This is a genomic window from Thiospirillum jenense (genome assembly GCF_014145225.1).
In the GTDB taxonomy this organism is placed as follows: Bacteria; Pseudomonadota; Gammaproteobacteria; order Chromatiales; family Chromatiaceae; genus Thiospirillum; species Thiospirillum jenense.
Map to the genome: position 1 here is coordinate 30,022 of NZ_JABVCQ010000014.1, position 26,223 is coordinate 56,244.

Below are 26,223 nucleotides of genomic sequence, written 5' to 3' on the forward strand. Positions count from 1 at the left end.
ATTTTATAGTTAGATGCTGTTTGTAAAACACTAATGGTATATCAACTTTTTAATAACGGTTTTGTTTTTATGACGCCCGATGAATTCATTACTAAATGGCAGGTAAGTACCTTAAAAGAAAGCGCCGCATCACAGGAGCATTTTATTGATGTGTGTCGCTTATTAAATGAACCAACGCCCGCTGAAGCTGACCCGACAGGCGAATGGTATTGTTTTGAAAAGGGTGCAAAGAAAACCACCGGCGGCGATGGGTGGGCGGATGTGTGGAAACGCGGATGTTTTGGCTGGGAATATAAAAGTAAACATAAAAACTTAAAAGACGCTTTTGTGCAATTACATCGCTATGCCCCCGCATTAGAAAACCCACCACTATTAATTGTTTCTGATATGGAGCAAATCATTATTCATACCGCCTTTACTGGCACAGTGCTGGACATTTATGAATTTGCATTAGAGGATTTATTAAAACCGCGAGTACGGCAAATATTAAAATGGGCGTTCAGTGATTCCGAACGGCTGCGCCCAAGTTTAACTACTGCTGAATTAACTGAACAGGCAGCACGACAATTCGGTATTCTCGCACATGCGTTACGCGAGCGTGGTCATCATCCATTACAGGTCGCGCATTTTTGCCAGCAATTATTGTTTTGTTTATTTGCTGAAGATATTGATTTATTACCCAATCGTTTGTTTAATAAGTTATTAAATTTGGGCTACCAAATGCCCGAACGTCTGCCGTATAAATTGACAGATTTATTACATTTAATGGCTACCGGTGGCTCGTTTGGGATAGAAGATATTGATTGGTTTAATGGTGGTTTATTTGACAGCATTGCGTTGCTGCCATTAGAGCGATCCGATATAAGATTATTGCGCGATTTAACTAAATTGAATTGGGCTGCAATTGAACCGTCCATTTTTGGTACTTTATTTGAACGCGGTTTAGACCCAAGTCAACGTGCGCAACTCGGCGCGCATTACACTGATCCAGCGTCAATTATGCGATTGGTTGAGCCAGTCGTATTAGCGCCGCTGCGAGCGGAATGGACAATAAAACGCGACGAAATTGCGGCAGTAATTAGTCAAATAACCCCTAAAAAATCGGCAGCAACCCGCAATAAACTGTTGAGTATAGCGCAACAGTTACTTGACCAAATGCTTGATCGTTTGCGGGATTATCGTGTATTAGACCCGGCTTGTGGCTCGGGCAATTTTTTGTTTTTAACTTTGCGTAGCTTAAAAGATTTAGAATATAAAATTCTGTTAGATGCCGAACAGTTTGGATTAAAAAAACGCCCATTGGCGGTGAGTCCGGCGAATGTATTAGGTATTGAACGTAATGACTACGCGGCTGAACTAGCGCGGGCAACGGTGTGGATTGGTGAATTGCAGTGGATGTTAGAACATGGGGCGTCACTCAATAAAAACCCGATTTTGAAAAAGATTACGGTGGTTGAACACCGCGATGCGATTGTTGATACAACCGGCAACGAACCTGACTGGCCGGTGGCGGATGTGATTGTCAGCAATCCGCCGTTTTTAGGTGGCAGTAAAAAGCGCAGTTTATTAGGTAATGATTACTTCAAGGCATTAGAAACCATTTATGCCGGACGGGTGCCAGCGGGTGCGGATTTGGTGTGTTATTGGTTTGAAAAAGCGCGTACTCAAATTGAATTAGGTAAAGTGCAAGCGGCGGGATTAGTGGCGACTAATTCAATTCGTGGCGGAGTTAATCGCAATGTATTAGAGCGTATTGTTAAAACAACCCGAATTTTTCATGCCTGGTCAGATGAACCCTGGATTAACGCCGGCGCGGCAGTGCGAGTGAGTTTAATTTGTTTTGGTCATTATTCGGCGCCAGCTGTATTAAATAATCAACCCGTAGATACGGTGATTTATGCGGATTTAACGACGGGAAATTGTGCAGTTGCATCTGATTTAACCGCCGCAAAAACATTACCCGAAAACGCCCAGACTGCTTTTCAAGGCTCGCAAAAAATCGGCGCATTTGATGTTTCAGGTGAATTAGCGCGAGCATGGTTGTTATTACCCAATCCGCATGGTCAACCAAACAGTGATGTATTAAAACCGAGTTGGAATGGGTTGGATTTAACTCGTCGCCCGCGTGATGGTTGGATTATTGATTTTGGCACTGAGATGGTAGAAACGGATGCAATGTTCTATGAAGCACCATTTGCGCATGTTGTAAAACATGTTAAACCAGAACGAATGAATAATCATCGGGCGATTTACCGACGTTATTGGTGGCGACATGGTGAAGCGCGTATTGGGATGCGCCGGGCATTAAAAGATTTGCCGCGCTATATTGCCACTGCGCACGTTGCTAAACATCGCTTGTTTGTGTTTATGCACAGCGCAATTCTGCCAGATAAAATGTTAATTGTGATCGCTCGCGCCGATGACACGACCTTTGGCATTTTACATTCACGTTTCCATGAATTATGGTCATTGCGTATGGGTACAAGTCTAGGCGCCACGCCGCGTTATACACCCAGCACCACCTTTGAAACGTTTCCCTTTCCAATTGGTTTAACGCCGGCCGATACTAATGGAGCAATTGAAACATTGGAGAATGGCGTGTTATTACCGCTGGTTAAAATGGAATACAAAGCTCACGCATTAGCAATTGCAAATGTAGCATACCGCTTAAATCAACTGCGTAATAATTGGCTGAATCCGCCTGAATGGACAGAACACATTCCCGAAGTAGTATCGGACTATCCAGATCGAATTATCGCCAAACCTGAGTACATTGCTCAATTAAATCAGCGTACATTAACGCATTTATACAACCAGCGCCCGGCGTGGTTGAATTTAATTCATCAACAATTAGATGGTGCCATTGCAAATGCTTATGGCTGGAAAGATTACACGCTGGATATGACAGATGATGAAGTATTAAAACGGTTATTAGAATTAAATCAAGTGCGGCAAAGATAGTAAATGGAGCATTCAAATCAATAACACGGGACGATGTGATCGCCGTGAACTAACTAGCCGATTAATATTTAGAGTTATTCTAACGTGAATCATTAATAACTGATCGTTCCCACACTGGATATGGGAACGATTAAAGCAATCACGCATCAATCCTGCCACGCGCCCGCATTAGGAATCTTGACCTGATGTTCATTATAAATCCCTTTATCAGCACCACCGTGACATTTATTGCATTGACTAAAACTGCCAACATCGGGATTACCCGTCACTAACCGCGCCGGGATTTCATCATGTTTGCGTTGGAAATAATAGGTCGTGCTAATACGCGGCAATGGCGCGGACTGATTTAATGGATTGACCGTCGCGGCAATTGCGTTTGCTGATTCATTCGGTACAGCGAATGCACGAGCCCGCACTTGTGGCGCATCATCGGCGGCATTAGCGACGAGATAATTAATGATTTCAGCGCGCACTGATTCAGTCAAACTCGCATCATCACCGTAATGATCGGCTAATGCTTTGGGCGTCATAATCTCTGCCCACGCATTCGCCGGTAATAAACCGGGTTGATACGCAAGATGGCATGAACCGCACTCCTGTTGATAGATTTTATTTGTTACCGGTGCAATGTCAGCGCGGGGTGCAATCCAATTCGCTTTTTGATAATTGCCCTTTTGTTGACCGCGCTCATGCCGTCCACCACCGCCGCGGTCATCGTCATCATTATCATCATCGGCATTAGCCGGCGCGGTGGTATTCAAAACCAGCAGCGCGACGGCCACGCTGGTTAATAACCGTTTTGCACTGCGGCGTGGGGTAGTTTTTAATCTAGTTGATATTTGTTGCATTAGCTATGTTCTCCTCAGTTATTGCGTTTTAATGTAGCTAATCAAATCAGCTTTTTCCGTCGCAGTGCATTCACGCCCTAGCGTCCAATTGCAATTGCGCGTCAACCATTTTTCAATTTTTGCCGGATCAGTTAAACGTTGCGGATTGACCGATGGCGCTAATGGTTCAATCACTTTACCGGTTTTAATATGCCGCCCCGATTGCGTTAAATCGTGCCCGTGACATGAAGTGCAACTCCGCGCTACTGACCCGTCGGTTTGTGAATAGGTTTTATTCCACAACACTTGACCAGCGGCCGCGTCGGCGGCATTAACTGAATTGGAATTGACCGCGCCAGTTGCAGCCGCGAGTGCTAATAACACCACGCGGATAGTCGTATTCACAGGAATCATTCGCTCAATTGAACTCACCGATTGCGTTGTTTTAACTGGGTTCATTCGTCAGCACTCCGTTTGTTACCAGAAATCATTGCTGCGACCAGATTTTCGCGGTGCATTAAACTGGAAAATGCGACACCGGCTAAATGAAGTGCAATTAAAAAGACGGTGAAATTAGCGCAGAATTCGTGGACTTCTTCTAATATCTCGCCGCCGGATTCGGGCATACCGCGCATTAAATCTGCCAACGGACCGGCAAATTCCGCCGCGCCGTATAATGCCAATCCGCTAAATGTGGTTGCTAATAATGCTAATAACATGACAATGACCATTGCACCGCCGGCGGGATTGTGACCTAAATAACGCGGAGCGCGGTGTGCTAATGTGGCGGTTAAATACGTAATAACTTGCGGCGGGCGGTAAATAAAATCAGTAAAGCGGGCATGGCGAGTGCCAATTAAACCCCATACAATGCGCACCGCTAATAATGTGATGATGGTATAGCCCGCCCAAACGTGGACGGTGAGTAAATCATCTTCGACAATGTATGCAATGGCAAAAGCTGCGACTAATGACCAATGAAAAACGCGCACGAGTGGATCCCATATGCGCACCAGTTTCCCCCCTTTGGAAAAGGGGGGCAGGGGGGATTTGTCAATTGGCGAGTGTAATTCCGTGGTGGACATGGCGATTAAAACTCCGGGTTAATTTAATGAATGTTTCTAATGAACGCGGGAATGTGAACGATTCAGTCGCATTTAACTGCGACCTTGCACGGCAGTTTAATATGCGACGGCTGACAATTGGCTGTCGGTGATTGTCAGCAAATTGTCAGGTGTGTTGTGATTAAATAATTAAGATTGCGCGTGGCGCTCGGCAGGATTATTAGGTGGGACATTGCAAATCAAACGGTTATTGAATCAACTCGCGCTCGTCGCCATTGCCCCGCTGGCGTTGGCCGATCCGTCGTGGCAGGGCGTCAAACACCATCCGCGTGACCACGATCACGCCCGTTTCGCGCTCGAACGCGGCGAAGTGCGCCCATTAGCCGACATTTTGGCGCAAGTGACGGCGGCGGTGCCGGGCGAGGTGGTCAGCGTCGAATTCGAGCGGCAACATCATCACGGCCGCGGCAATTGGCAGTATGAAATCAAGGTGTTAGCGCCAAATGGGCGCTTGCGCGAGGTGTGCGTGGACGCGGCGAGCGGGCGCATTTTGACGATTGAGAATGATTAATCATGCGCATTTTATTGGTGGAAGATGACGCGCAGGTCGCGGCGGTAATTAAAACTGCATTAACCGGCGGCGGTTTTATCATTAAACACGTCCGCGATGGTAATACAGCGTGGTTTCAGGGTGAAATAGAAAATTACGCCGCTGCCATTCTTGATTTGGGGTTGCCAGAATTAGATGGTTTAACCGTATTACGCCGCTGGCGCGCTGCGCAAATCATTATGCCGGTGTTGATTTTGAGTGCGCGAGGTGATTGGCGCGAGCGCGTGGAGGGAATTGACGCGGGCGCGGATGATTATTTACCCAAACCATTTCGCGTCGAGGAATTATTAGCACGAGTGCGGGCATTAGTGCGACGAGCGGCGGGTCAAGCGACCGCATTATTAGTGAACGGCGCGGTGACTATTGATACGCGGCGAATGACAGTGAGTGTCAATGATGTGCCGGTGCATGTGTCACCACAGGAATACCGGTTAATTAGTTATTTAATGCAAAATGCCGGGCGTGTCATTTCGCAGTTGGAATTGACCGAGCATTTATATGCGCAAGATTTTGAACGCGACTCAAATGCAGTTGAGGTATTGGTTGGGCGAGTCCGGCGAAAATTGGGTAATCACTTTATTCAAACGCGGCGTGGGTTTGGGTATGTGGTGGAATGAAATAAGTCGAGTTGAAAACGTCACTTTAGCCGACAACTGCTGCGGTATTTTTTTGACATATGGTATTTCCCTCGTTTCCAAATCATCCAATAATGATTTAAGATTTTCCACCAATTCTTCTTTACTAAAACCCTGTGTCATATAATCAGGATAATCATTGAAAAATCCGATATAAAACTGACCGTTTTGCCAAGATGTGAATTTGAATACGCGCATCATTAACCTCCGCAATAAACCTGTCAACCACCTTAATTATCATCCAGCAAAGCAAATTGCACATCCTCATAAACCTGATCCGCACGGCATGAAAACTGTAACGACGGAATGACAAGTGGCGCATCGGATGCGAGTGGTTGGAATAGCCAGTCGTTATCTTGACGGGAATAGATTTCAATGGCGCGGCGGCGTGAGTCAATTAACACATAATCACGCAAATTGGGCAGTTGCCGATAATGTGCGAATTTAATACCGCGATCATCGTTTTCGGTTGTCTTTGACAAGACTTCAATAATTACCGTCGGGGCGCGTTTCAACTGCCGTTCACGCGCATCCGCCGTATCACAGGTGACAAATACATCGGGATAGAAAAAACTATTCGCAGTGGCGATGTGCAATTTCATGTCAGCAATATAAACGCGACAAGCGCAGCCGCGCAAATGTGAGCGTAATAGCGCGAAAATATTGCCGGCAATTGTGACATGTTCTTCACTCGCGCCGGCCATTGTAAATACTTCACCGGCGAGATAATCGGTTACACTGATTAAATAAGAATTAACGACATGAGACATAATAGTCCCGCAGTTATTTAGGTGGAGAATCAACAGTGCTTATGATAGCAAAACGCATCCCGTATTAAAATACGGCTATTATGCTGAGATCAATTTATGTCCCGCTCATTACGCCTCCGCCTCTGGTTAGCCGCATTAATTTCCAGCACCATTGCATTAACTAGCGCCGGTGTTGGCTTAATCACCTTATTTGAACGCCACGTCGAACGCCGCATCGGCAGCGAATTACACCTACAATTAAATCAACTCGCCGCGGCTGTCACTATTGCTGACGACGGCAGTATCAATTTACGCCAGCCGCTGAATGATCCCCGTTTTAATCAGCCATTGAGTGGTTTATATTGGCAAATTGACGCCGACCAGCAACTCGGTTTATTGCGCTCACGGTCATTGTGGGATTACGTTCTGCAATTGCCAGTTGACACCATCGCGCCTGACGGTGTTCATGCACACCAATTACCCGGACCGAATCACCAGCAATTGCTCGTGCGCGAACGACAATTGCAGTTACAAATCAAACATCAATTCCTAGTGCTGCGGTTAATCATTGGATTAGATCGTCACGAATTAATGACCGCTCGCGCCGCATTTGCAGCGGATATGCAACCGTATTTAATGCTACTTTTAATGGCATTACTCGCCGCGACCTGGTTGCAAATTTATATTGGTTTACAACCATTAAATGCGTTAAAACGCGGCGTTGAAATGGTTAATGCTGGTCACGCCCGCGAATTAACATCCAATTATCCATCCGAAGTGATGCCATTAGTTAACGCATTAAATCATTTATTAACCGACCGAGCGCAGGCAGTGGAACGGGCGCGGGCGTGGACGGCAGATTTGGCACATGGGTTAAAAACGCCACTGGCGGCTCTGGCGGCCGATGCCCAGCAGTTGCGGGCGCAGGGGCAGCTGCAACTCGCTGATAATCTTGAACAATTGGCGGAAGCGATGCGGCGGCGGGTCGAGCGAGAATTGATCCGCGCTCGCGTCCGCGCCGGCACGGCGCCGCATGAGGCGCACGTCGCGTTGCATGTGGCAATTACACGACTGTTGCGTGTATTACAACGGACGCCCGCCGGCGAACGGCTGACGTGGCAGGTGGAGATTCCGCCTGATCTAGCCGTTGCGCTGATGCCAGATGATTTGTTCGATTTACTCGGCAACGTGCTAGAAAATGCGGCGAAATGGGCGCGATCTAACGTGTGGATTGCGGCCAACGTGACTGGCAATTGGGTACAAATTGACATCAGCGATGACGGCACTGGCGTTGCTGAAATGCAACTGTCGCGTTTAGGTGAGCGCGGCTTGCGGCTCGATCAACACAAAGACGGTAGCGGTTTAGGTTTGGCAATTGTGCGCGACATCGTGGATGCCTATGGTGGGGCAGTGCGATTTGAATGCGCGGCGAATAGTGGGTTAATCGTAAGGGTGCAATTGCCGTTGGCGGGGTGAATTAAAATTAAACCAGCGTACACTGACCCAATTGGATAATAAACATCCGCTCTGGTTAATTCATATTCATCAGTAATTAAATGCCGCCGTTATCCGCGCCTAAAGTTGGGAGGATTATTTGCCAAACCTGGCGGGTGATGAGATATTAAAACGACTATTGGCGTTGAATAAACACCGCAAAAATAACAAATAAAACCATTCCAAAATGCGTAATAACTAACTATAATTAATTGCCCGATCAATTAAAAACCGTTCTCCCCCGCGCCGCTGGTTAAAACGCCGCTATTTGCCAATACGACACAGCGCGGTAATAGTGCTACAGTCAGCAACTCATTGGTTTCACCGGCGCGGCGGCAGACAGCACGGACGCGCCGGTTGTTACAAGCAAAAAACGCGCCGCCTAGCACCATGTCCAGCCTCACTGCCAAAACCGTTCGGCAACAGATTCTCCAACCCGACGCGGGGGTGTTCCTCTTCCACGCCCGCGCCATCGAACGCCTCATCAGCAGCCAATTAGCAATACAATTACAGGGCGTCACCATCCCGCGCCTGCCCTACTACCTGATGCCCCGCGACGACTTCCTCTTCGGGCTGGAAACCGAAAATGCCGAAGCCCTGTCCGTGATCGAAGGACTACGCCTGCCGGAATACGTCATCTTGTTGCCATCACCCAACACGCAACGTTTAGACGACAGCGACTTCGACCGCCTGCGCTACGACTACTGGGGACGGCGGTTCGAGGCCGAAATCGCCCGCACCTGGCAGATCGCCCGCGACCACCACCACGACCACTCGCAATTTGGTGTTGCAGCATTACAACGGTTGATCGGCAGCCACGCCTACATCGAACTGCGCGCCGTCCTCGCCCATGATGGCATCACCCTACCCATCTGGGACGACACCCACATCTGCCGCGCTTTTATCTCATTAATCATACGGTTACGTTACTTTGCGCCCGGCGCCCGCGCCTTTTTCTTCCCAGCAATCCGCACCTGGCCACAAGTGGATGCGTGGCTCGCCGCCAGCGGACTCGATTTACCCGCACCGCTAACCACCCCCGAACTGCCTGATTTACTGGTCAAAACCTGCCCCGGCGGCGCTCATCAACAACTTGGTGCATATTTACCACTGTTGCCAATTGCCCTCGCCTACGGACAAAGTGACCCCGATTTTCACCCCGCTCTGTTGCGCATGGGCAACTATGACCAATTAGACACAGCGCCTGCGCCAGTAGTGGAATCAATTCCGGCCGCATCCGCACTTGCCACTGCCGATCTGGCCAACCGCTGTCGCGCCGCTCATCAACAAGGCGTTCTGTTGCGTAAACGTCGTCTTATGATTAGCTGTATTTTTTCTGCCATCGGCGGCCGCTTGAGTCGCATCGTCGGGCGGCTATTATTTTCCCCGACACTCGAACGCTGGCGCTGGTGGTCACCTGAGCCAGTCGTGCCAACCGGTATTTGGCTAGACGCCGGCCTGTTACTATTCCGCCACGCTGTGGCTGCGGCACAACGAGCCGAATTGCGCAACCAATTTGCCACCGCCCTGATACATCTAGCTAATGCCCGACGGTTACTGCGCCGCCTGCAACGCTTTTGTCAACCCGTCAATGACCGCTTATGTCAAGCACTTAGCGCCGCCGAGAGCGCCAGTTGCGATGCGTTGGCGTATTTGCTTGCCGCCAAACTCAAACTGGATGCGCACACCGGCGCGGAATTGCACACTTTTGTGCAACGATTAGTAGCAACAGATCGCGGTCATACCGCCGTCCAGCCGGCGCGGACGCTACTGTTGCAATTAGAGCAGGTACTGTTGGAAACGCGCCACGATGATTACCGCCTGCGCCCCTGGCACTGGTTGATCAACGGCGGCCGAGTGCGGATGCGGCAGATTTTGCCGTTTCAATCACCACTGCGCGCCCTGCGAGCGCTCGCCGTCGCCCGCGCCCGGTTGGAAGAATTGCCCTGGCCGATGCCCGAGTTAGAACGTTTTAGCATCACGCTCGACAGCCTCACCCACCGCCTGACCAGTCGCCTCGAGGCACAACTGACGCCGCGTTTAGAACGCGCCATGCACGATGCCGGCTTCATCCCGCGCAATCACCGCGAGCGCATCGCCGCGCACAAAATGGTACGCGAATTGCTAGACGTGATCCGCCTGCGCCGCCATCTCAAGTTCACCGACGTGCGCGACATCGTTGCGCGTAACATTTTACGGTTGCCGGATCCGAGCGTGGACGAGTTTTTTCACGGCGACCGCCTGCGCCGTTTCGACCGCATGGCAGCGCGGGTACTCCCGGGCGTCTATCGTCCCGGCGAAATTTACATCCTCGGATTACAGCAACTCTCCGCACCGTTGTTTGGCAACAACAGCGGCCGCAACCTGTTGCGTCATGTCCTCATCCCGTTTGGCGGCGCGTACTTGGGATTGAAAAGTTTGGACTTATTCCAACACCTGTTGCCAATAGGCGACGGTGGTATTCAATTCGCCCAAGCCATGACCGTCATCGGCATCGGCAGCACCGTCAACCTGTTGCTATACACCAACATCGGTTGGCATATCAGCCGCGCCGTCTGGCGTGGTGTCAGCGCCACAAGTCACGCCATTGGCTACATGTTATTCGGCGAAGGGCTGCGTCAATTATTACGCTGGCCACCGTTAGCGCAATTATTAAATACGCAACTCATGCGCGGCATTGGGCGGCATTTAATTGCGCCGTTATTGATCGGCATTCTCCCACTCATTCCCATTATGGGATTAGCCGTCATTGTTGAAGAAGTCCCCATCCGCCCCGGCGTGTGGTTATTAAGTCTAGCCTTTGCATTAGGCACCCTAGTGCGCAACACGCCAACTGGGCGGCGGTTTTTAGACAATTTTATTACCTCAACCGTCTGGTTATTCCGCCGCATCAATCAAACATTAATCCTCGGCGCGATTCGACAATTGCTGGCATTTTTCAAAGAACTCACCCGCCGTTTTGCCCAAATTTTGCACCGCGTGGATGAATCGCTCACCCACCATTTAGCCGAACACTGGACAAGTTTCATTGTTAAAATGATTTTAACGCCGGTGTGGCATTTACTCGAAGGATTAATGCAGTTTTACATCACCGTGTTAATTGAACCGCAGGTCAATCCCGTTAAACATTTCCCGATTGTCACCGTCGGTCATAAACTCTTATTACCGTTATTACCCGCCATCACCAGCGTTTTTATTACTGTCACCGAATCAGTTTTACCCAAGTTAATCGCCTATCCACTCGTCACCCTCACCATCGTTTTATTACCGGGTTTATTTGGGTTTTTAGTATGGGAATTAAAAGAAAACTGGCGATTGTATGAAGCCAATCATACCCATCGCCTGCGCCGTTATGCTTCATCTCAATTACATGATGAGATGATTGAGCCGGCTATTGTCGGCGAACACGGCGAAACCATACGCGGCATTTTATGTCGCGGGTTTCATAGCGGGATTTTGCCAAAAGGCTTTGATCGGTTACGGCGAGTGATTCGAGATGAATTGCGCGATCACACGTCCTATTCTAAACGCATTCGCACCAGTGGCCGGCGGCTGGCGGCGATTGAACACGCAATTGGTGTCTTTGTAGATCGGGAATTGGCATTTGCATTGCGTGAACGCTGCCGTAATCCAAATTGTGTATTAAACCGCGTTGAAACTAGCCGCCCACGTTTGGCAACTAATTTAATTGATATTCAAATCGCTTTGTATGTTCGTGCGCATGGTCACGAACCGGCGCCGGTGTGGATTCAAATTAATTTGTCATTAACCGCGACGGGTATTGAGATGGAGGTGCGCACCTGCGGCCCTGCACCGTTAATTGGTGCGCCATGTTGGGCAATGGTTGCGGAAGACTTGCGGTTATTTGCCGAACGCGCCCAAGCGCAAATTATTCCAATTGGTTTACCGCCGAATGTGTTAGCGGCATTTACCACAAAACACATGAGTTGACATCAATTAGGATGTGCTGAACGAATGACGCGCATCATTCGCGTTATTTGCGCAGTGCATTGGTGCAGTTTTTGCCACCCCGCATTCTAATTATCGTTAAGCCAATATAAAATGCTACTCGTCATTCCCACGTCTGCGGGAATCCAGACGCACCGTATTCTAGTTTCCCGCTGGCGCGGGAATGACGATTCTATTTGTAGAATTAATGACCATACTGAAATCAAATGATTTTAGATTGACTATAAAATCAGGATACCCATACCGGTTGGGCGTAATTGATGGGCAATTCTAATGTGTCTTGGAAAGACACTTTTTCCCACGCATCAACTTCAGCCAAGAGGGCGCGCAATAACCGATTATTTAATGCGTGACCCGATTTATGCCCATGAAATGCGCCAATTAACGGATGCCCCAAAAGATATAAATCTCCAATCGCATCGAGCATCTTGTGTTTGACAAATTCATCATCATAACGCAAGCCTTCTTCATTCAAGATGCGGTAATCATCCACCACCACTGCATTATCCAGACTGCCACCCAATGCTAAATGCTGTTGGCGCAGGGCTTCAATATCGCGTAAAAAGCCAAAGGTGCGGGCGCGGCTGACTTCTTTGACAAATGACGTGGTGGAAAAATCAATGGTGGCGGTTTGGGCGCGGGAGGTGAAGGCGGGATGCTCGAATTCAATTGAAAAGGTCATTTTGAATCCGTCAAATGGATCAAAGCGGACGTATTTATCACCGTCATAGACAGTCACCGAGCGTTTAATCCGAATAAATTGTTTTAAGCGCATTTGTTCTTCAATACCGGCCGATTGAATTAAAAAAACAAAGGGCGCGGCGCTGCCATCCATAATGGGGACTTCGGCGGCGCTGACATCCACATACGCATTGTCTATTCCCAATCCAGCAAAGGCGGATAATAAATGTTCAACGGTGGAAATGCGCACGTCATCTTGAATTAACGTGGTGGATAAGCGCGTATCACCCACGCTGGCGGGATTGGCTTTAATTTCCACCGACGGTGACAAATCTTCACGGCGAAAGATAATGCCGGTATCGGGTGGCGCGGGGCGTAAAGTTAATGAAATCTTTTCACCGGTATGTAAGCCAATACCAGTGGTGCGAATGAGATTTTTCAGGGTACGCTGCCGGATCATGCGGTGAGTTCTCCATTCACTTTAATTCCCGCGCAGAGTGGTCAGGCAGCGGGGTTGAATGCCCCGACGGCGGATGCGTCGAGTAATCGTTAATTAGGGGATGTCTTTAAGAGCATTACGCGAGGTGGGTTTTGCACCGTTGGCGTTGTGAGCCATATTAGGGTTTTCCCGAGGTACAATCAAGCACCCTGCGACCCTAAGAATAACATTTTTTTACCACGTCGTTTTATTGCAACGCGATCCCGAGTTGTTGGTCACACCCGCCGGCGCCGTGTGCTGATGTGACACGGCGCCGAGGGTGGCAGGGGGATGCGGAAAAGGGAGGGATTAACACCGCCTACCATGCAGTCTAGTCAGCTTGGCGGCGTAAAAATGCTGGAATATCAAGGTATTCCAAATCAGCAACCGGATTGTTATGCGCGTGAGTATGTTCAGGTTGCGGTGCGGCGGCGGAAGTGACATTCGCATTGTTGCTGCCAGTCCGCTTGTTGCGCATAAACGCCGGTTGTTCCATTTCGCGGTAGTCGGGCGCGATATTGCGGTCATGTTCATTGCTGACCAGCCGAATTTTGGGTTGCTCACCCCGCCCCTGTTGCACCGCAGCAACAGCACGTTCACCCAAGCCGGTCGCCACCACCGTCACGCGCAGCTCGTCAATCATGTCCTGATCGATCACGGTGCCGACCACGACCGTTGCCTCCTCGTCGGCAAAGTCGCGTACTGTATCACCCACTTCGGTGAACTCGCCGATGGTCAAGGAGCCGCCGGCGGTGATGTTGACCAAAATGCCGCGTGCGCCGGCCAAATCAATATCTTCCAGCAGCGGGCTGTTGATGGCCGCCTCCGCTGCATCACGCGCACGGTTGGTGCCGGTGGCCGAGCCTGTCCCCATCATGGAGACGCCCATGTCGGACATAACGGTTTTAACGTCGGCAAAGTCCACGTTAATTAACCCCGGGCGGGTAATCAATTCAGCGATGCCTTGGGTTGCATTTAATAACACATCATTGGCGGCGCGGAAGGCGTCTAATAAACTCATTTCGCGGCCTAATACCGCCAGCAGTTTTTCATTCGGAATGGTAATTAACGAATCCACATATTTGGCCAATTCGGCAATGCCTTGCTCGGCAATTTTGCGGCGTTTTGAACCTTCAAATGGAAAAGGTTTAGTCACCACTGCGACGGTTAAAATACCCAATTGATGGGCAATTTCAGCCACAACCGGCGCCGCCCCCGTTCCCGTACCACCGCCCATGCCAGCGGTAATAAACACCATATCTGCGCCTTCCAATGCGTCTTTAATACGCTCGCGGTCTTCTTCAGCGGCTTTACGCCCAACTTGTGGATCAGCGCCCGCGCCCAAGCCTTTGGTGACGGCGGCACCCAATTGCAAAATGGTTTTAACGCTGGAACTTTCTAATGCTTGCGCATCGGTATTCGCGCAAATGAATTCCACACCCGAGATGGATGATTCCACCATGTGGTTAATTGCATTGCCGCCGCCGCCACCGATCCCGATGACTTTAATAACGGCATTTTGGGTTTGAGTATCCATTAATTCAAAAGGCATTTTCATTACTCCTTAATTCCTCAGTTGTGACGAGCGCGAGGGTGCGTTCGCTGCCATGGTGACGGTCAATTATTTCGATTAATCAATTCAATCGCCGAATAACCGTCGTATACTATTCTGCAATCATCATCAAATCACACCGGCCAATTGCCGGTCACGCGGGACTGACTGAACTTAGATCGTCAAAAATTACCGCTTACCCATGAACGTACTCGATCGAATACCGCCGTGACGCGATGCCGTTCACCAAACTCAGGTCGCATCAACGAACGGTGTTGTTTGGCATAAATTAATAAGCCAATACCGGCGGAATAAATCGGGTCATTCACCGTTTCTTCTAAACCCATAAAATACTGCGGCAGCCCCAGGCGCACCGGCATTTGAAAAACCTCTTCGGCTAATTCAATTAAACCGGGCATTTTGGCACAGCCACCAGTTAAGACAATGCCGCCGGGCACGACATCTTCAAAACCACTGCGGCGTAATTCACCCTGTAATAACGCAAATAATTCTTCATAGCGCGGCTCCACCACTTCGGTGAGTGTATGGCGTGATAAACACCGCGCCGGGCGATCACCAATACTTGGCACTTCCACCGTTTCATCTTCGCCAATGTATTGGGCCATGGCGCAGGCGTATTTGATTTTAATCACTTCAGCGTGGTGCATTGGGGTGCGCAATGCGACGGCAATGTCATTAGTCACTTGATCGCCGGCAATTGGCACGACGGCGGTGTGGCGAATAGCCCCATCAGTGAAGACGGCTAAATCCGTGGTGCCACCGCCCATGTCCACTAAACACACGCCTAATTCTTTTTCATCTTCGGTTAATACGGCGTAGCTTGAACCTAATTGCCCCAGCACCAAATCATCCACTTCTAATCCGCAGCGTTGAATACATTTAATGATATTTTGCGCGGCGCTGGCCGCGGCAGTAATCATGTGAACCCGCGCTTCTAAACGCACCCCGCACATGCCAATGGGTTCTTTAATGCCATCCTGATGATCAATAATGAACTCTTGCGGCAAAATGTGAAGTATTCGTTGATCGGCGGGAATAGCCACCGCTCGTGCCGCATCAATCACACGATCCACATCCGCTTGCACCACTTCGTGATCTTTAATTGCCGTGACACCGTGAGAATTCAAACTGCGAATATGACTGCCGGCAATTCCGGCATGAACGGCGTGGATTTCACAGCCGGCCATCAATTCGGCTTCTTCAATCGCTCGTTGAATGGATTGAACGGTAGATTCAATATCAACCACCGCGCCTTTTTTTAATCCGCGTGAGGTGTGAGTGCCTAATCCAATCACTTCAATACTTTGGTCGGGTTTGATTTCGCCCACCAATGCGGCGATTTTTGACGTGCCAATATCGAGGCCGACGACTAAATGATCGCGCCGTCTGGACATAGTCTCATTACTCCGTAAGACGCTGCTGAATAGATAAACCGAATGATAATTTTGCCATTCGTTCACCACGCACAGCAGCAGGCGCCGGCGGCACTTGATGCGGTGCTTGATTCGGTTGTAACCAACGCACCGCGATCCCGTTGCTGTAGCGCAAATCCAACCGCGCCGCTTGACCGACGGCACTCAGGCGCGGATACGCCGCCAGCAGGCGTTCAAAGCGCAGCGCGACCTCTTCTGTTCCCAAACACACTTCCAATTGATTGGTGAAAAAGAGCCGCCAATCGCCGCGCCGGTCACGTTGCAGGCGTTCCAGCGTTAAACCCAGCGGGGTCAGGCGCGGTTGCCAAGTCAAATATTGTTGCACCAATTGACCGGCGTCCTGCGCATCGGCACCAATTAACTGCGGCAAACCACTCGGCATTTCGCCCCCTTCAAACCGAAACACTGCGCCATCGAGCGTGACCAGTTGATCTTCGCCCCACCGCGCCAGCGGTTGCCGTTCGCGCACTTGCAACTCCAGCCGATCCGGCCAGCGCCGCCGCACCGTCGCCTCCGCCACCCACGACAGCGCCTGAATTTCGCGCTGCAAGCGGGTTAAATCTTGCGTCAAAATACCCCCGCGCATTTGTGATGCGATGGTCGCTTGTAACGCGGTGCGCGACAGCGCGTGCAACTCACCGGCAATCGTGACGACGCGGATCGGCAGTAGGCGCGGCTCCCAGGCAATCGCAATCCACACGGCGGCAATCACACTCAACACGGCAAAGGTCGCCAGCAGCGGGCGGGCGGTGGCGTGATTGGCAGGTGGGTGGCGGTAATGCGTAGCCATAGCAGCGGTGCCGGGTGGTTAGGTGATTCGGAGTAACGCTCAGGTGGTTGGCTGACTGGTGGTCAAGATGGCGGCCACCAATTCCTCGAAACTCAGTCCGTGAACCCGCGCCGCCATTGGCACGAGACTGTGATCGGTCATGCCCGGCACCGTGTTGATTTCCAACAAGGTCGCCTGTCCTGCCGCATCGAGCATCACGTCCACCCGTCCCCAACCGCTGGCGCCGAGCAGGTGAAATGCCCGCAGACACAGCGCCTGAATCTCGCGTTCCACTGCCGCCGTCAACCCACACGGGCAATGGTAGCGCGTGGTGGTGGCGTGATATTTGGCGTCGTAATCGTAAAAAACGTGGTCGGTTTCCAGTCGAATCAACGGCAGCGCCTGTTCACCGAGAATGGCGCAGGTGTATTCCGGCCCCGGCAACCAGCGTTCGGCAATCACCTCGGCATCGTACTGCGCCGCTGCCTGCCACGCGGCGGTCAATTCTGCAACCGTTTCCGCCCGCGCCATGCCGATACTCGACCCCTCCCGCGCTGGTTTAATCATCAGCGGAAAACCCAGCGCGGCCGCGGCGGTCAAATCGGCTTCGCCGCGCAACGTGACAAATCCCGCCGTCGGCAATCCTACGCCTTGCCAAATCAACTTGCTGCGGACTTTATCCATCCCGAGCGCCGATCCCAACACGCCCGCGCCAGTGTAGGGAATGCCCAACTGTTCCAACATCCCCTGCATCACGCCATCTTCGCCGCCGCGGCCGTGTAACACGATAAATGCGCGGTCGAACTGGCCGGTCTGCAATTGGGCAAAAAAATCCGCGTCCGCCGGGTCGAGCGCGTGGGCGTCCACCGCCAACGTCTGCAATGCCGTCAGCACCGCCTGTCCGCTCTTGAGTGAAATGGCACGTTCCGCCGAGCGCCCGCCAAATAACACCGCGACCTTGCCGACGGCGTGGGGATCAAAATTCATCATGGTGACAAGCCCCTATGACATGAACTTCAAGTTGCAACAAAACGTGATACTGCTCTGCAACTTTGCGCTGTATCTGTTGGATTAGCTGAATAATATCAGAAGCAGAAGCCTGTCCGTAGTGAATAATAAAATTAGCGTGTTGCGTTGAGACCTGCGCCTCGCCGCAGCGCAGTCCTTTCAACCCGGCCGCCTCGATTAACCGCCCGGCGTAGTCGCCCGGCGGATTGCGGAACACGGAGCCGGCACTGGGCAAGCCGGTAGGTTGGCTGGCGCGGCGGCGGGCGAGTAATTCTTTGATGCGGGTGGTGAGTACGGCGGGATCAGCGGCGATCAGCGCGAATTCGGCCGCTAAAAACCACTCGGTGCCGCCGTTGTCTGCGCACAATTCGACGTGCCGGTAGCCAACGCGGTAGTCGCTGCGATCCCGTTCGCGCACCACGCCAGCGCGATCTACCGTCCACACCCGCCGCAGGTGTTGCCACGTTTCCTGCCCCCACGCGCCGGCGTTGAGTGCCAGTGCGCCGCCGACGGTGCCGGGGATGCCGGCTAAAAATTCCAATCCCGACCAGCCCGCGCCAGCGGTGGTGCGTGCCAATTTTGACCCGGTGACGCCCGCTTCGACCGTGACCACGCCGCTGGTGGTATCGAGTATCAATTCGGTCAAGCTGCCCGGGGTGTAGATCACGGTGCCGGCAAAACCCGCGTCGGCAATCAAGACGTTGCTGCCCAAACCGAGCCACACCAGCGGCTGGTCGGGCGCTTGACTGCGTAAAAATCCAATTAAATCAACGCGGTCAGCGGGGCGATAAAACCAGTCGGCGGGGCCACCGACCCGCCAGGTGGTGTGGTGCGCCAGGCGGTGGCGACGGCGTAACCGGCCGCGTAACAGTGTGACGGGGACGGATGCGCAGGTCACAGCGGCGGCGTCCCGGGATCGGTGAGCAATTCGGGCAACTGCGCCGCGAGTGCGCCGATGTCACCTGCGCCGAGCGTCAGCACCACGTCGTCAGGTTCGAGTAACCGCTGCAACATGGCGGGGATTTCCGCCAAATCGGGTTCAAAAATCGGCTCAACTTGCCCGCGTGATCGAATGGCGCGGCTTAGGCTGCGGCCGTCCGCGCCAGCCAGTGGTGTTTCACCGGCGGCGTACACTTCGGTCAAGATCAGGCGGTCAACGGCGGCTAATACGGCGACAAAATCGTCGAACAGTTCTTGGGTGCGCGAGTAGCGGTGCGGTTGAAAAATCACCACCAGTCGTTGTCCCGGCCACGCAGCGCGGGCGGCGGCGAGCGTGGCGGCGAGTTCTCGCGGGTGATGACCGTAGTCGTCAACCAGTGTGATCGCGCAGCCGGCGGCGGTGGTCAGGTTGCGGGCGACAAAGCGCCGGCCGATGCCTTGAAATTGACTGAGCGCCAGTTGCATCGCGGCGATGCCCAGCTCGTGTTCCAGCCCGACGGCGATGGCGGCGAGCGCGTTTAACACGTTATGCTGTCCGGGCAAGTTGAGCGTCATTTCAACTGAGTCGTCTAAGTCGCGGCCACTCAAGTCAAAATGGGTTTGCAGCCCAACTTGGCGGATGTTGCTGGCGCGTAAATCTACCTCGTCGGCGGTGATGCCGTAGGTGCGCACCGGGCGGGCGAGTTGCGGCAAAATGCGTTGAATTTCAACATCATCGGCGCAGAGGACGGCTAATCCATAAAACGGCAGGTGGTGTAAAAATTCGACAAAAGTATCGCGTAACCGATTGAAATCGTTGCCGTAAGTCGAAAGGTGGTCGGCGTCAATGTTGGTGACGACGGCGATGGTCGGTTGTAAAAATAAAAATGAGGCGTCGCTTTCATCCGCTTCGGCAATTAAATATTTGCCGGTGCCGAGGCGGGCGTGAGTACCGGCGCTATTTAATTTTCCGCCAATGACGAAGGTCGGATCACGCCCGGCCGCGGCAAATAAACTGGCTAATAAACTGGTGGTGGTGGTTTTGCCGTGTGTCCCGGCAACCGCGATGCCGTAATAAAAACGCATCAATTCAGCGAGCATTTCGGCGCGGCGCACAATGGGTAAACGGGCGGCGCGGGCGGCAATTAACTCGGGATTATCAGGATCAATGGCGCTGGAAATCACAACGGCGTCAGCGCCGGTAATGGCGGCGGCCGCGTGACCGAGGTGGATTTTTACGCCAAGTTGACCGAGCCGCCGCGTGGTGTCGCTGGCGCGGCGGTCGCTGCCCTGGACGTGATAGCCGAGCGTGAGTAGCAGTTCGGCAATGCCGCTCATGCCGGCGCCGCCAATGCCGATGAAGTGCAGGCAGCGGATGCGGCCCATCGTGTGGGCGGTGTGGTGATTGGTGTGATGTGGCATGTGGATCGTGTTGAATTCTAAAGTGATTTTGTTGTGGGAAAATCCCCCCGCTCGCGGTAGCGAGCGACCCCCTTTTGCAAAGGGGGTGATCTTTACCCCCCTTTGCAAAAGGGGGGCAGGGGGGATTTCTTTAATTCGCCAGCGCCTGACAACTCGCGGCAATGCGCAGCGCGGCATCAGGACAGGCCAACTGCCGCGCTGCCGTCGCCATTTCCAACCGCTTGCACGGATCGGTCAACAACGCCGCCAATCGTGCCGCCAACGTCTGCGGCGCCAACGCCCGCTCCTGCACACAATACGCCGCGCCAACCTCGGTCAACACCGCCGCGTTACTGGTTTGGTGATCGTCCACCGCGTGCGGAAATGGAATCAAAATCGCCGGCAATCCCACCGCCGCCAGTTCGGAAATCGTCAACGCCCCCGCCCGGCAAATCACCACATCCGCCCAGTCATACGCCTCCGCCATGTCATCAATAAACGGCACCAACCGCGCCGTGACCCCCGCCTGGGCATACGCCGCCCGCGCCGCGTCAAAGGTCAACTCACCCGTTTGATGCCACACCTGCGGGCGGATCAACTCGGGCAACTCGGTCAACATGCGCGGAATGTGCGTATTCAGCGCCAACGCCCCGCGTGATCCACCCAACACCAGCAATCGCACCGCCGCATTGGTTGCCAACCGCTCGGCCCAACGACCCGCCGGCGGTAGCAGCGCCGTCAAACTCGCCCGCACCGGATTGCCCACCGTGATTGCGCCGCGTTTGGCGGGAAAACTGTCCGCAAATGCTTGAAACACTTGCGTTGCCCACGGCGCCAGCCAGCGGTTGGTCAAGCCGGGAATGCGATTTTGCTCGTGAATCACCAGCGGCCGCCCCTGCAATCGCGCCACAACGCCGCCCGGTCCCGCGACAAATCCGCCCATCCCAAGTACCACCGCCGGATCACGGCGGTTGAGAATCTGCGCCGCCTCGTGCAGCGCCTGCGTCAAGCGTAGCGGAGCGCGTAACACTGTTTTAACGCCCTTGCCGCGCAGCCCTTCAATTGTCAACCACTCGATCTCCAACCCGTGCGCTGGCACGAGTCGTGCTTCCAATCCAGCGCGAGTGCCGATCCAAAATGGCTCAAGTCCAAGCTGGCGCAATTGTTCAGCCACCGCCAACGCGGGAAACACATGCCCGCCCGTCCCGCCCGCCATGATTGCTATGCGTGCGCCCATCGCCGCCCTCCCGCCGCCGCCGTTGATACAGGTGTTTTGCGCCGTAATTCACTATCAATGCGCAATAACACCGCCGCCGCCATGGTAGCAACAATCACCGCATTACTGCCGTAACTCATAAACGGTAATGTAATCCCTTTCGTCGGTAATAAACCGGTATTCACCCCGGCATTAACAAACGCCTGCAATCCAAGCCATAAACCAATGCCGTGCGCGGTATAGGATGCAAATAACTCATTCGCCGCTTTTGCCCGCGTTCCAATTGCCCACGCCCGCCATACAATAAACCCAAATCCGCCAATCACCGCCGCAATGCCGAGTAAACCGCATTCCTCGCCAATTACCGCGAGTAAAAAATCGGTGTGCGCTTCGGGTAAAAAATACTGCTTTTGAATGCCATTGCCTAATCCCACGCCGAGCCATTCACCGCGCCCAAATGCAATTAACGCCTGGCTTAATTGATAACCGGTGTTGAATGGATCGGCAAATGGCTGCATGAATGATGTCACGCGCACGAGGCGGTACGGTTCCACTAATACCAGCACGACTAATGCCGATAACACTAAGCCAAACAGAATGACAAAGTGAATTAACGGCACTCCGCCGAGGAATAATAAACCTAACACGGTGGCAATTAACACGGCCGCGGTGCCGAAGTCGGGTTGAATAACAATCAGCGCCGCCGCCACGCCGATAAATAACATTGGGCGAATAAAACCGGTGACGGTGGTGATGACATCTACTTGGCGGCGCACCAAATAACTGGAGACATAAATCACGGCAAATAACTTCATTAACTCGGAGGTTTGGACATTTAATACCCCCAGTCGAATCCAGCGCGTAGCGCCGTTGACGGTCGTGCCAACGCCGGGAATTAACACTAGAATTAACAAACTAATGCCGAATAAAAATAACCAGGTGCCGTATTCCGCCCAGCGATTGAGTGGGATCAAATAGCACACCCACGCCGCGCCAAATGCTAATGTTAAAGCGAATAGATGACGCCACACATAATGAAACGGATTATTTAATGGCGGGCGGGCGCCAATGGGCATGGACGCGGACGACACCATAATAAAACCGAATCCTAATAAAAATAGCACGGTAAATAATAATGGATAGTCCAGCGGCGGCGCCATGCTATCGGAATATTTGCTCATAGTTGACTATCCTCACCTCATTAGATTGAACGAAATTGGATTGGACGAATATAAATTGGGTTAATGCCGTTCAATACGCTGCACTGAATCGCTGGACAAGATCACGAAACACCTCGCCTCGGTGTTGATAATTGCGAAATTGATCGAAACTCGCGCAGGCGGGCGATAATAAAACACAATCGCCAGCGCAGGCGAGTTCAGCGGCTAATTGAATCGCCGGTTCTAATTCACCCGCTGAATACACCGGCACCACGTCATTTAAGGTTTGTTGAATCATCGGCGCGTCGCGGCCAATTAACACCACCGCTCGAACATAATCCCGACACGCGGTAATCAAGGGCGTGAAATCCGCACCCTTGCCATCGCCGCCGGCAATTAAAATCGCCCGCGCTGCTGCCGTGTTATCAATTAAACCCGCTAATGCGGCGACGGTGGCGCCGGGGTTGGTGCCTTTAGAATCATTAATAAAACGGACGCCGTTGTATTCCGCAACTAATTCGCAGCGGTGCGGCAGTCCACTAAACGTTGTTAATGCAATCGCAATAGCGGACGGTGATAATCCAAGTGCGCTGGCCATTGCGGCTGCCGCCAGTGCATTTGCCACATTATGCCGCCCAGCAATGCGCAATTGATTCACCGGCATTAATAATTCGCCATTGCCAATTAACCATTGCTGCCCATTGTCAATTGTAATCACGCCCCAATCATGTTTATTCGGCGGCGGATTCAATCCAAAACTGCGCTGTTCATTCACGGTTTTAGCCAGCGCGGCGGCGGCCGGATCATCACGGTTAATAATTGCAATGTGCGCGTGATTAAAAACGCGCTGTTTAGCGGCAATATACGCGGCAAAATCGGCGTGGCGATCCTGATGGTCGGGCGACAGATTGAGGACGGTGGCGACTTGCGGCTGGAGCGACGCGGTGGTTTCGAGTTGAAAGCTCGATAATTCAAGCACATACAACTCGACAGTCGGATCAAGTAACGCCACCGCGGCCGTGCCAAGATTGCCGCCGACCGCCACGCGCCGCCCGCCGTGTTTCGCCATTTCGCCCAATAAAGTCGTGACGGTGCTTTTGCCATTCGAGCCGGTGATCGCGGCAATTGGCGCTTGGGCGCGCTGGGCAAACAGCTCGATGTCGCCAATCACGGGAATTCCGCGCTGTTTGGCGGCGATTATTAGCGGTTCTGCGGGGGAAACGCCGGGACTTAGGACGATTTGCTCGGCGGCAGCGAAGCAATTGGCGTCAAATGCGCCCAAATGGACGGGAATATCGGGCAATTCGCGGCATAAATCGGCTAAAACGGGCGGATTTGGGCGGCTGTCGGTGACGGTGACGCGCACGCCGTGTTGGTGCAAATAGCGGGCGCAGGCGAATCCGGTAATGCCCAGCCCGACAATTAACACCGGGCGCGTCAGGTTAATGAAATGATTCATTGCTTCACTCGGCTATTTTTATTTCAATTTCTTTACAGGTTCATTGCTTTTCTATTCCACACCCTTTGCAAAAGGTGATTTCTTTACCCTCTTTTGCAAAAGGGGGGCAGGGGGATTTCTTCTTCCAGCGCCACTACGCTAATAAAAAGCAACGTTAGATTTGCGCGACATCCAACGCATCATCATAGCATTCAATTCCCAGTTTATTCGCCGCTTGGCGGGCGCGCTCACTGATCATCGGTGAAATAACTAATAAACGATTAGCGGTGCGTTGCTGCTGGCGTTCATAATAGAGCGCCTTGCGTTTAAATGTGTATAGTGCCGCTCGATCTACCGATGATTTTAATTCACAAATCAGCAGCAAACCGTTTTTAATAATGATGTCCAATTCAATGTTTTCAGGATAACCGAATACCTCGCCCGTCTCATCATAGCCAGTGTAATTGATGACTTCGACATCAAAATGTCGCTGAAAAATACCCGTTAAAGCATTGCGAAAACTCCGCTCTGATTGTATTCCCCAGCGCGCACCCATTGCGGTAATGCGGCGATTAGATTTCTCTGACTTCTCATGCAGCAGTTTGAATTCTGTATTGTCGCGCTTTTGATTAACCATTGATTTGTCACGACTGAAACTGCGGTTAATTCAATTAACTTTGGTGGGTGTATCGTATCCCCTCTCCCGCTGGGAGAGTGACTTTTATTTCAACTGGCAGAGTGACTTTTATTCCCGCTAACGAATCTTCAAACTCGCCAACCCAATTAACACCAAGACAACGGTGACAATCCAAAAGCGCACAATCACTCGCGGCTCTGGCCAGCCTTTTAATTCGTAATGATGATGCAGTGGCGCCATACGAAAAATGCGTTTACCGGTTAAACGATAGGACGTGACCTGCAACATGACCGACAGCGTTTCTAATACAAATACGCCGCCCATAATAAATAAAACCAATTCCTGTTTTGCCACGACCGCCACTGCACCTAATGCCGCACCTAATGCTAATGCGCCGACATCACCCATAAAGACTTGTGCCGGATAAGTATTGAACCATAAAAAGCCTAATCCAGCGCCCACGAGGGTTGCGCAGAATACGCCAACTTCACCGACATTTTGAATATACGGGATTTTAAGATATTGGGAGATTTCGGCATGACCAGCGGCATACACCATAATGCCTAATCCACCGGCCACTAATACGGCGGGTAATACGGCCAATCCGTCTAATCCGTCAGTTAAATTGACTGCATTGCTGGCGCCGACTATGACCAAATACGCGAAGAGAATAAACCAGGGGCCGAGTTGAAAGGCGACATCTTTTAAGTACGGCACTAATAATTCGGTTTCACGCGGGGTGACGGCAAAATAATACAGGTAGCCGGCGACCGCTAACCCGGCGATGGTTTGTAATAGATATTTTTCTTTTGCGAGCAGCCCTTTGGGATCATGTTGAATTAACTTGCGGTAATCATCAATGAATCCAATCGCACCGAAAGCGACGGTGGCAAATAATACAACCCAGACAAAACGGTTATGTAAATCCGCCCACAGCAGTGTGCTGATGGTCATGGAGACAATAATTAACGTGCCGCCCATCGTCGGGGTGCCGGCTTTTGAAAAATGCGATTGCGGGCCATCGCTGCGCACCACTTGACCAATTTTATAGCGGCTTAAACGCCGAATGAGTGGCCGGCCAATGATGAGTGCAATGCTTAATGCGGTAATAACGCCTAAGATAGCGCGCAAGGTTAAATAATGAAAGACCGCAAAGCCGGAGTAGTATTGCGCTAACCAATCTGCCAAATACAACAACATGA

The 26,223-nt window shown here is 51.9% G+C and carries 22 protein-coding genes; 5 read left to right on the forward strand and 17 right to left on the reverse strand.

What is annotated here, in order from left to right:
- Positions 1-69: 69 nt before the first annotated feature.
- On the forward strand, positions 70-2,961 hold the full coding sequence (locus HUK38_RS07850) for a class I SAM-dependent DNA methyltransferase (protein WP_182583774.1): 2,892 nt from the start codon (positions 70-72) through the stop codon (positions 2,959-2,961).
- A gap of 146 nt (positions 2,962-3,107) precedes the next feature.
- On the opposite strand, the gene HUK38_RS07855 is transcribed toward HUK38_RS07850, so the two are convergent.
- The 3 genes from HUK38_RS07855 to HUK38_RS07865 are packed head-to-tail and all read right to left on the reverse strand — an operon-like array spanning position 3,108 to position 4,873.
- Entirely contained in the window at positions 3,108-3,809 is a 702-nt protein-coding gene (locus HUK38_RS07855) for a cytochrome C (protein WP_182583775.1), read from the reverse strand.
- An 18-nt stretch (positions 3,810-3,827) separates the two neighbouring features.
- Complete coding sequence (locus HUK38_RS07860; RefSeq protein ID WP_238787530.1) at positions 3,828-4,247, reverse strand: DUF1924 domain-containing protein; 420 nt, start codon at positions 4,245-4,247, stop codon at positions 3,828-3,830.
- Complete coding sequence (locus HUK38_RS07865; protein ID WP_182583776.1) at positions 4,244-4,873, reverse strand: cytochrome b/b6 domain-containing protein; 630 nt, start codon at positions 4,871-4,873, stop codon at positions 4,244-4,246. Before HUK38_RS07865 ends, HUK38_RS07860 begins: the two co-directional genes overlap by 4 nt.
- A 211-nt stretch (positions 4,874-5,084) precedes the next feature.
- On the opposite strand from HUK38_RS07865, the gene HUK38_RS07870 reads away from it, so the two are divergent.
- A complete protein-coding gene (locus HUK38_RS07870; RefSeq protein ID WP_182583777.1) occupies positions 5,085-5,423 on the forward strand; it encodes a PepSY domain-containing protein in 339 nt (112 codons plus the stop codon).
- 2 nt (positions 5,424-5,425) lie between these two features.
- Positions 5,426-6,079 (forward strand): response regulator transcription factor, encoded by a 654-nt coding sequence (locus HUK38_RS07875; RefSeq protein ID WP_182583778.1) that lies wholly within the window; start codon positions 5,426-5,428, stop codon positions 6,077-6,079.
- A gap of 248 nt (positions 6,080-6,327) precedes the next feature.
- Here the strand turns inward: HUK38_RS07875 and HUK38_RS07880 are convergent, their stop codons facing one another.
- Entirely contained in the window at positions 6,328-6,867 is a 540-nt protein-coding gene (locus HUK38_RS07880) for a Uma2 family endonuclease (protein WP_182583779.1), read from the reverse strand.
- Between the two features lie 96 nt (positions 6,868-6,963).
- Between HUK38_RS07880 and HUK38_RS07885 the strand changes: the two genes are divergently transcribed.
- Entirely contained in the window at positions 6,964-8,322 is a 1,359-nt protein-coding gene (locus HUK38_RS07885) for a sensor histidine kinase (protein ID WP_182583780.1), read from the forward strand.
- A 242-nt stretch (positions 8,323-8,564) separates the two neighbouring features.
- Here HUK38_RS07885 and HUK38_RS07890 read toward each other — a convergent pair whose 3' ends face one another.
- Positions 8,565-8,732: a hypothetical protein gene (locus HUK38_RS07890; RefSeq protein WP_182583781.1), complete on the reverse strand. Its 168-nt coding sequence runs from the start codon at positions 8,730-8,732 to the stop codon at positions 8,565-8,567.
- On the opposite strand from HUK38_RS07890, the gene HUK38_RS07895 reads away from it, so the two are divergent.
- Positions 8,731-12,291: a sulfite exporter TauE/SafE family protein gene (locus tag HUK38_RS07895; RefSeq protein WP_182583782.1), complete on the forward strand. Its 3,561-nt coding sequence runs from the start codon at positions 8,731-8,733 to the stop codon at positions 12,289-12,291. The genes HUK38_RS07890 and HUK38_RS07895 overlap by 2 nt on opposite strands.
- A 247-nt stretch (positions 12,292-12,538) precedes the next feature.
- On the opposite strand, the gene lpxC is transcribed toward HUK38_RS07895, so the two are convergent.
- From lpxC to mraY, 12 genes are all read right to left on the reverse strand, one after another.
- The gene (gene lpxC / locus HUK38_RS07900; RefSeq protein ID WP_182583783.1) at positions 12,539-13,450 is read right to left on the reverse strand and encodes a UDP-3-O-acyl-N-acetylglucosamine deacetylase; all 912 of its coding nucleotides are present in this window, start codon (positions 13,448-13,450) and stop codon (positions 12,539-12,541) included.
- 349 nt (positions 13,451-13,799) lie between these two features.
- The gene (gene ftsZ, locus HUK38_RS07905) at positions 13,800-15,020 is read right to left on the reverse strand and encodes a cell division protein FtsZ (protein WP_182583784.1); all 1,221 of its coding nucleotides are present in this window, start codon (positions 15,018-15,020) and stop codon (positions 13,800-13,802) included.
- Between the two features lie 182 nt (positions 15,021-15,202).
- On the reverse strand, positions 15,203-16,435 hold the full coding sequence (gene ftsA / locus HUK38_RS07910; RefSeq protein ID WP_182583785.1) for a cell division protein FtsA: 1,233 nt from the start codon (positions 16,433-16,435) through the stop codon (positions 15,203-15,205).
- A 7-nt stretch (positions 16,436-16,442) separates the two neighbouring features.
- Positions 16,443-17,264: a cell division protein FtsQ/DivIB gene (locus HUK38_RS07915; protein WP_182583786.1), complete on the reverse strand. Its 822-nt coding sequence runs from the start codon at positions 17,262-17,264 to the stop codon at positions 16,443-16,445.
- Between the two features lie 39 nt (positions 17,265-17,303).
- Positions 17,304-18,233, reverse strand: a complete 930-nt coding sequence (locus tag HUK38_RS07920; RefSeq protein WP_182583787.1) for a D-alanine--D-alanine ligase — start codon at positions 18,231-18,233, stop codon at positions 17,304-17,306.
- On the reverse strand, positions 18,220-19,149 hold the full coding sequence (gene murB / locus HUK38_RS07925; protein ID WP_182583788.1) for a UDP-N-acetylmuramate dehydrogenase: 930 nt from the start codon (positions 19,147-19,149) through the stop codon (positions 18,220-18,222). Before murB ends, HUK38_RS07920 begins: the two co-directional genes overlap by 14 nt.
- Complete coding sequence (murC, locus tag HUK38_RS07930; RefSeq protein WP_182583789.1) at positions 19,146-20,591, reverse strand: UDP-N-acetylmuramate--L-alanine ligase; 1,446 nt, start codon at positions 20,589-20,591, stop codon at positions 19,146-19,148. The genes murB and murC overlap by 4 nt, the downstream gene beginning before the upstream one ends.
- A 130-nt stretch (positions 20,592-20,721) precedes the next feature.
- Complete coding sequence (gene murG, locus HUK38_RS07935; RefSeq protein ID WP_182583790.1) at positions 20,722-21,807, reverse strand: undecaprenyldiphospho-muramoylpentapeptide beta-N-acetylglucosaminyltransferase; 1,086 nt, start codon at positions 21,805-21,807, stop codon at positions 20,722-20,724.
- The gene (ftsW, locus tag HUK38_RS07940) at positions 21,792-22,967 is read right to left on the reverse strand and encodes a putative lipid II flippase FtsW (protein WP_182583791.1); all 1,176 of its coding nucleotides are present in this window, start codon (positions 22,965-22,967) and stop codon (positions 21,792-21,794) included. Before ftsW ends, murG begins: the two co-directional genes overlap by 16 nt.
- A gap of 70 nt (positions 22,968-23,037) precedes the next feature.
- A complete protein-coding gene (murD, locus tag HUK38_RS07945) occupies positions 23,038-24,405 on the reverse strand; it encodes a UDP-N-acetylmuramoyl-L-alanine--D-glutamate ligase (protein WP_182583792.1) in 1,368 nt (455 codons plus the stop codon).
- 154 nt (positions 24,406-24,559) lie between these two features.
- Positions 24,560-25,021 (reverse strand): PD-(D/E)XK nuclease family protein, encoded by a 462-nt coding sequence (locus tag HUK38_RS07950; RefSeq protein ID WP_182583793.1) that lies wholly within the window; start codon positions 25,019-25,021, stop codon positions 24,560-24,562.
- A 117-nt stretch (positions 25,022-25,138) separates the two neighbouring features.
- Positions 25,139-26,221 (reverse strand): phospho-N-acetylmuramoyl-pentapeptide-transferase, encoded by a 1,083-nt coding sequence (mraY, locus tag HUK38_RS07955; protein WP_182583794.1) that lies wholly within the window; start codon positions 26,219-26,221, stop codon positions 25,139-25,141.
- Between the last annotated feature and the right edge of the window lie 2 nt (positions 26,222-26,223).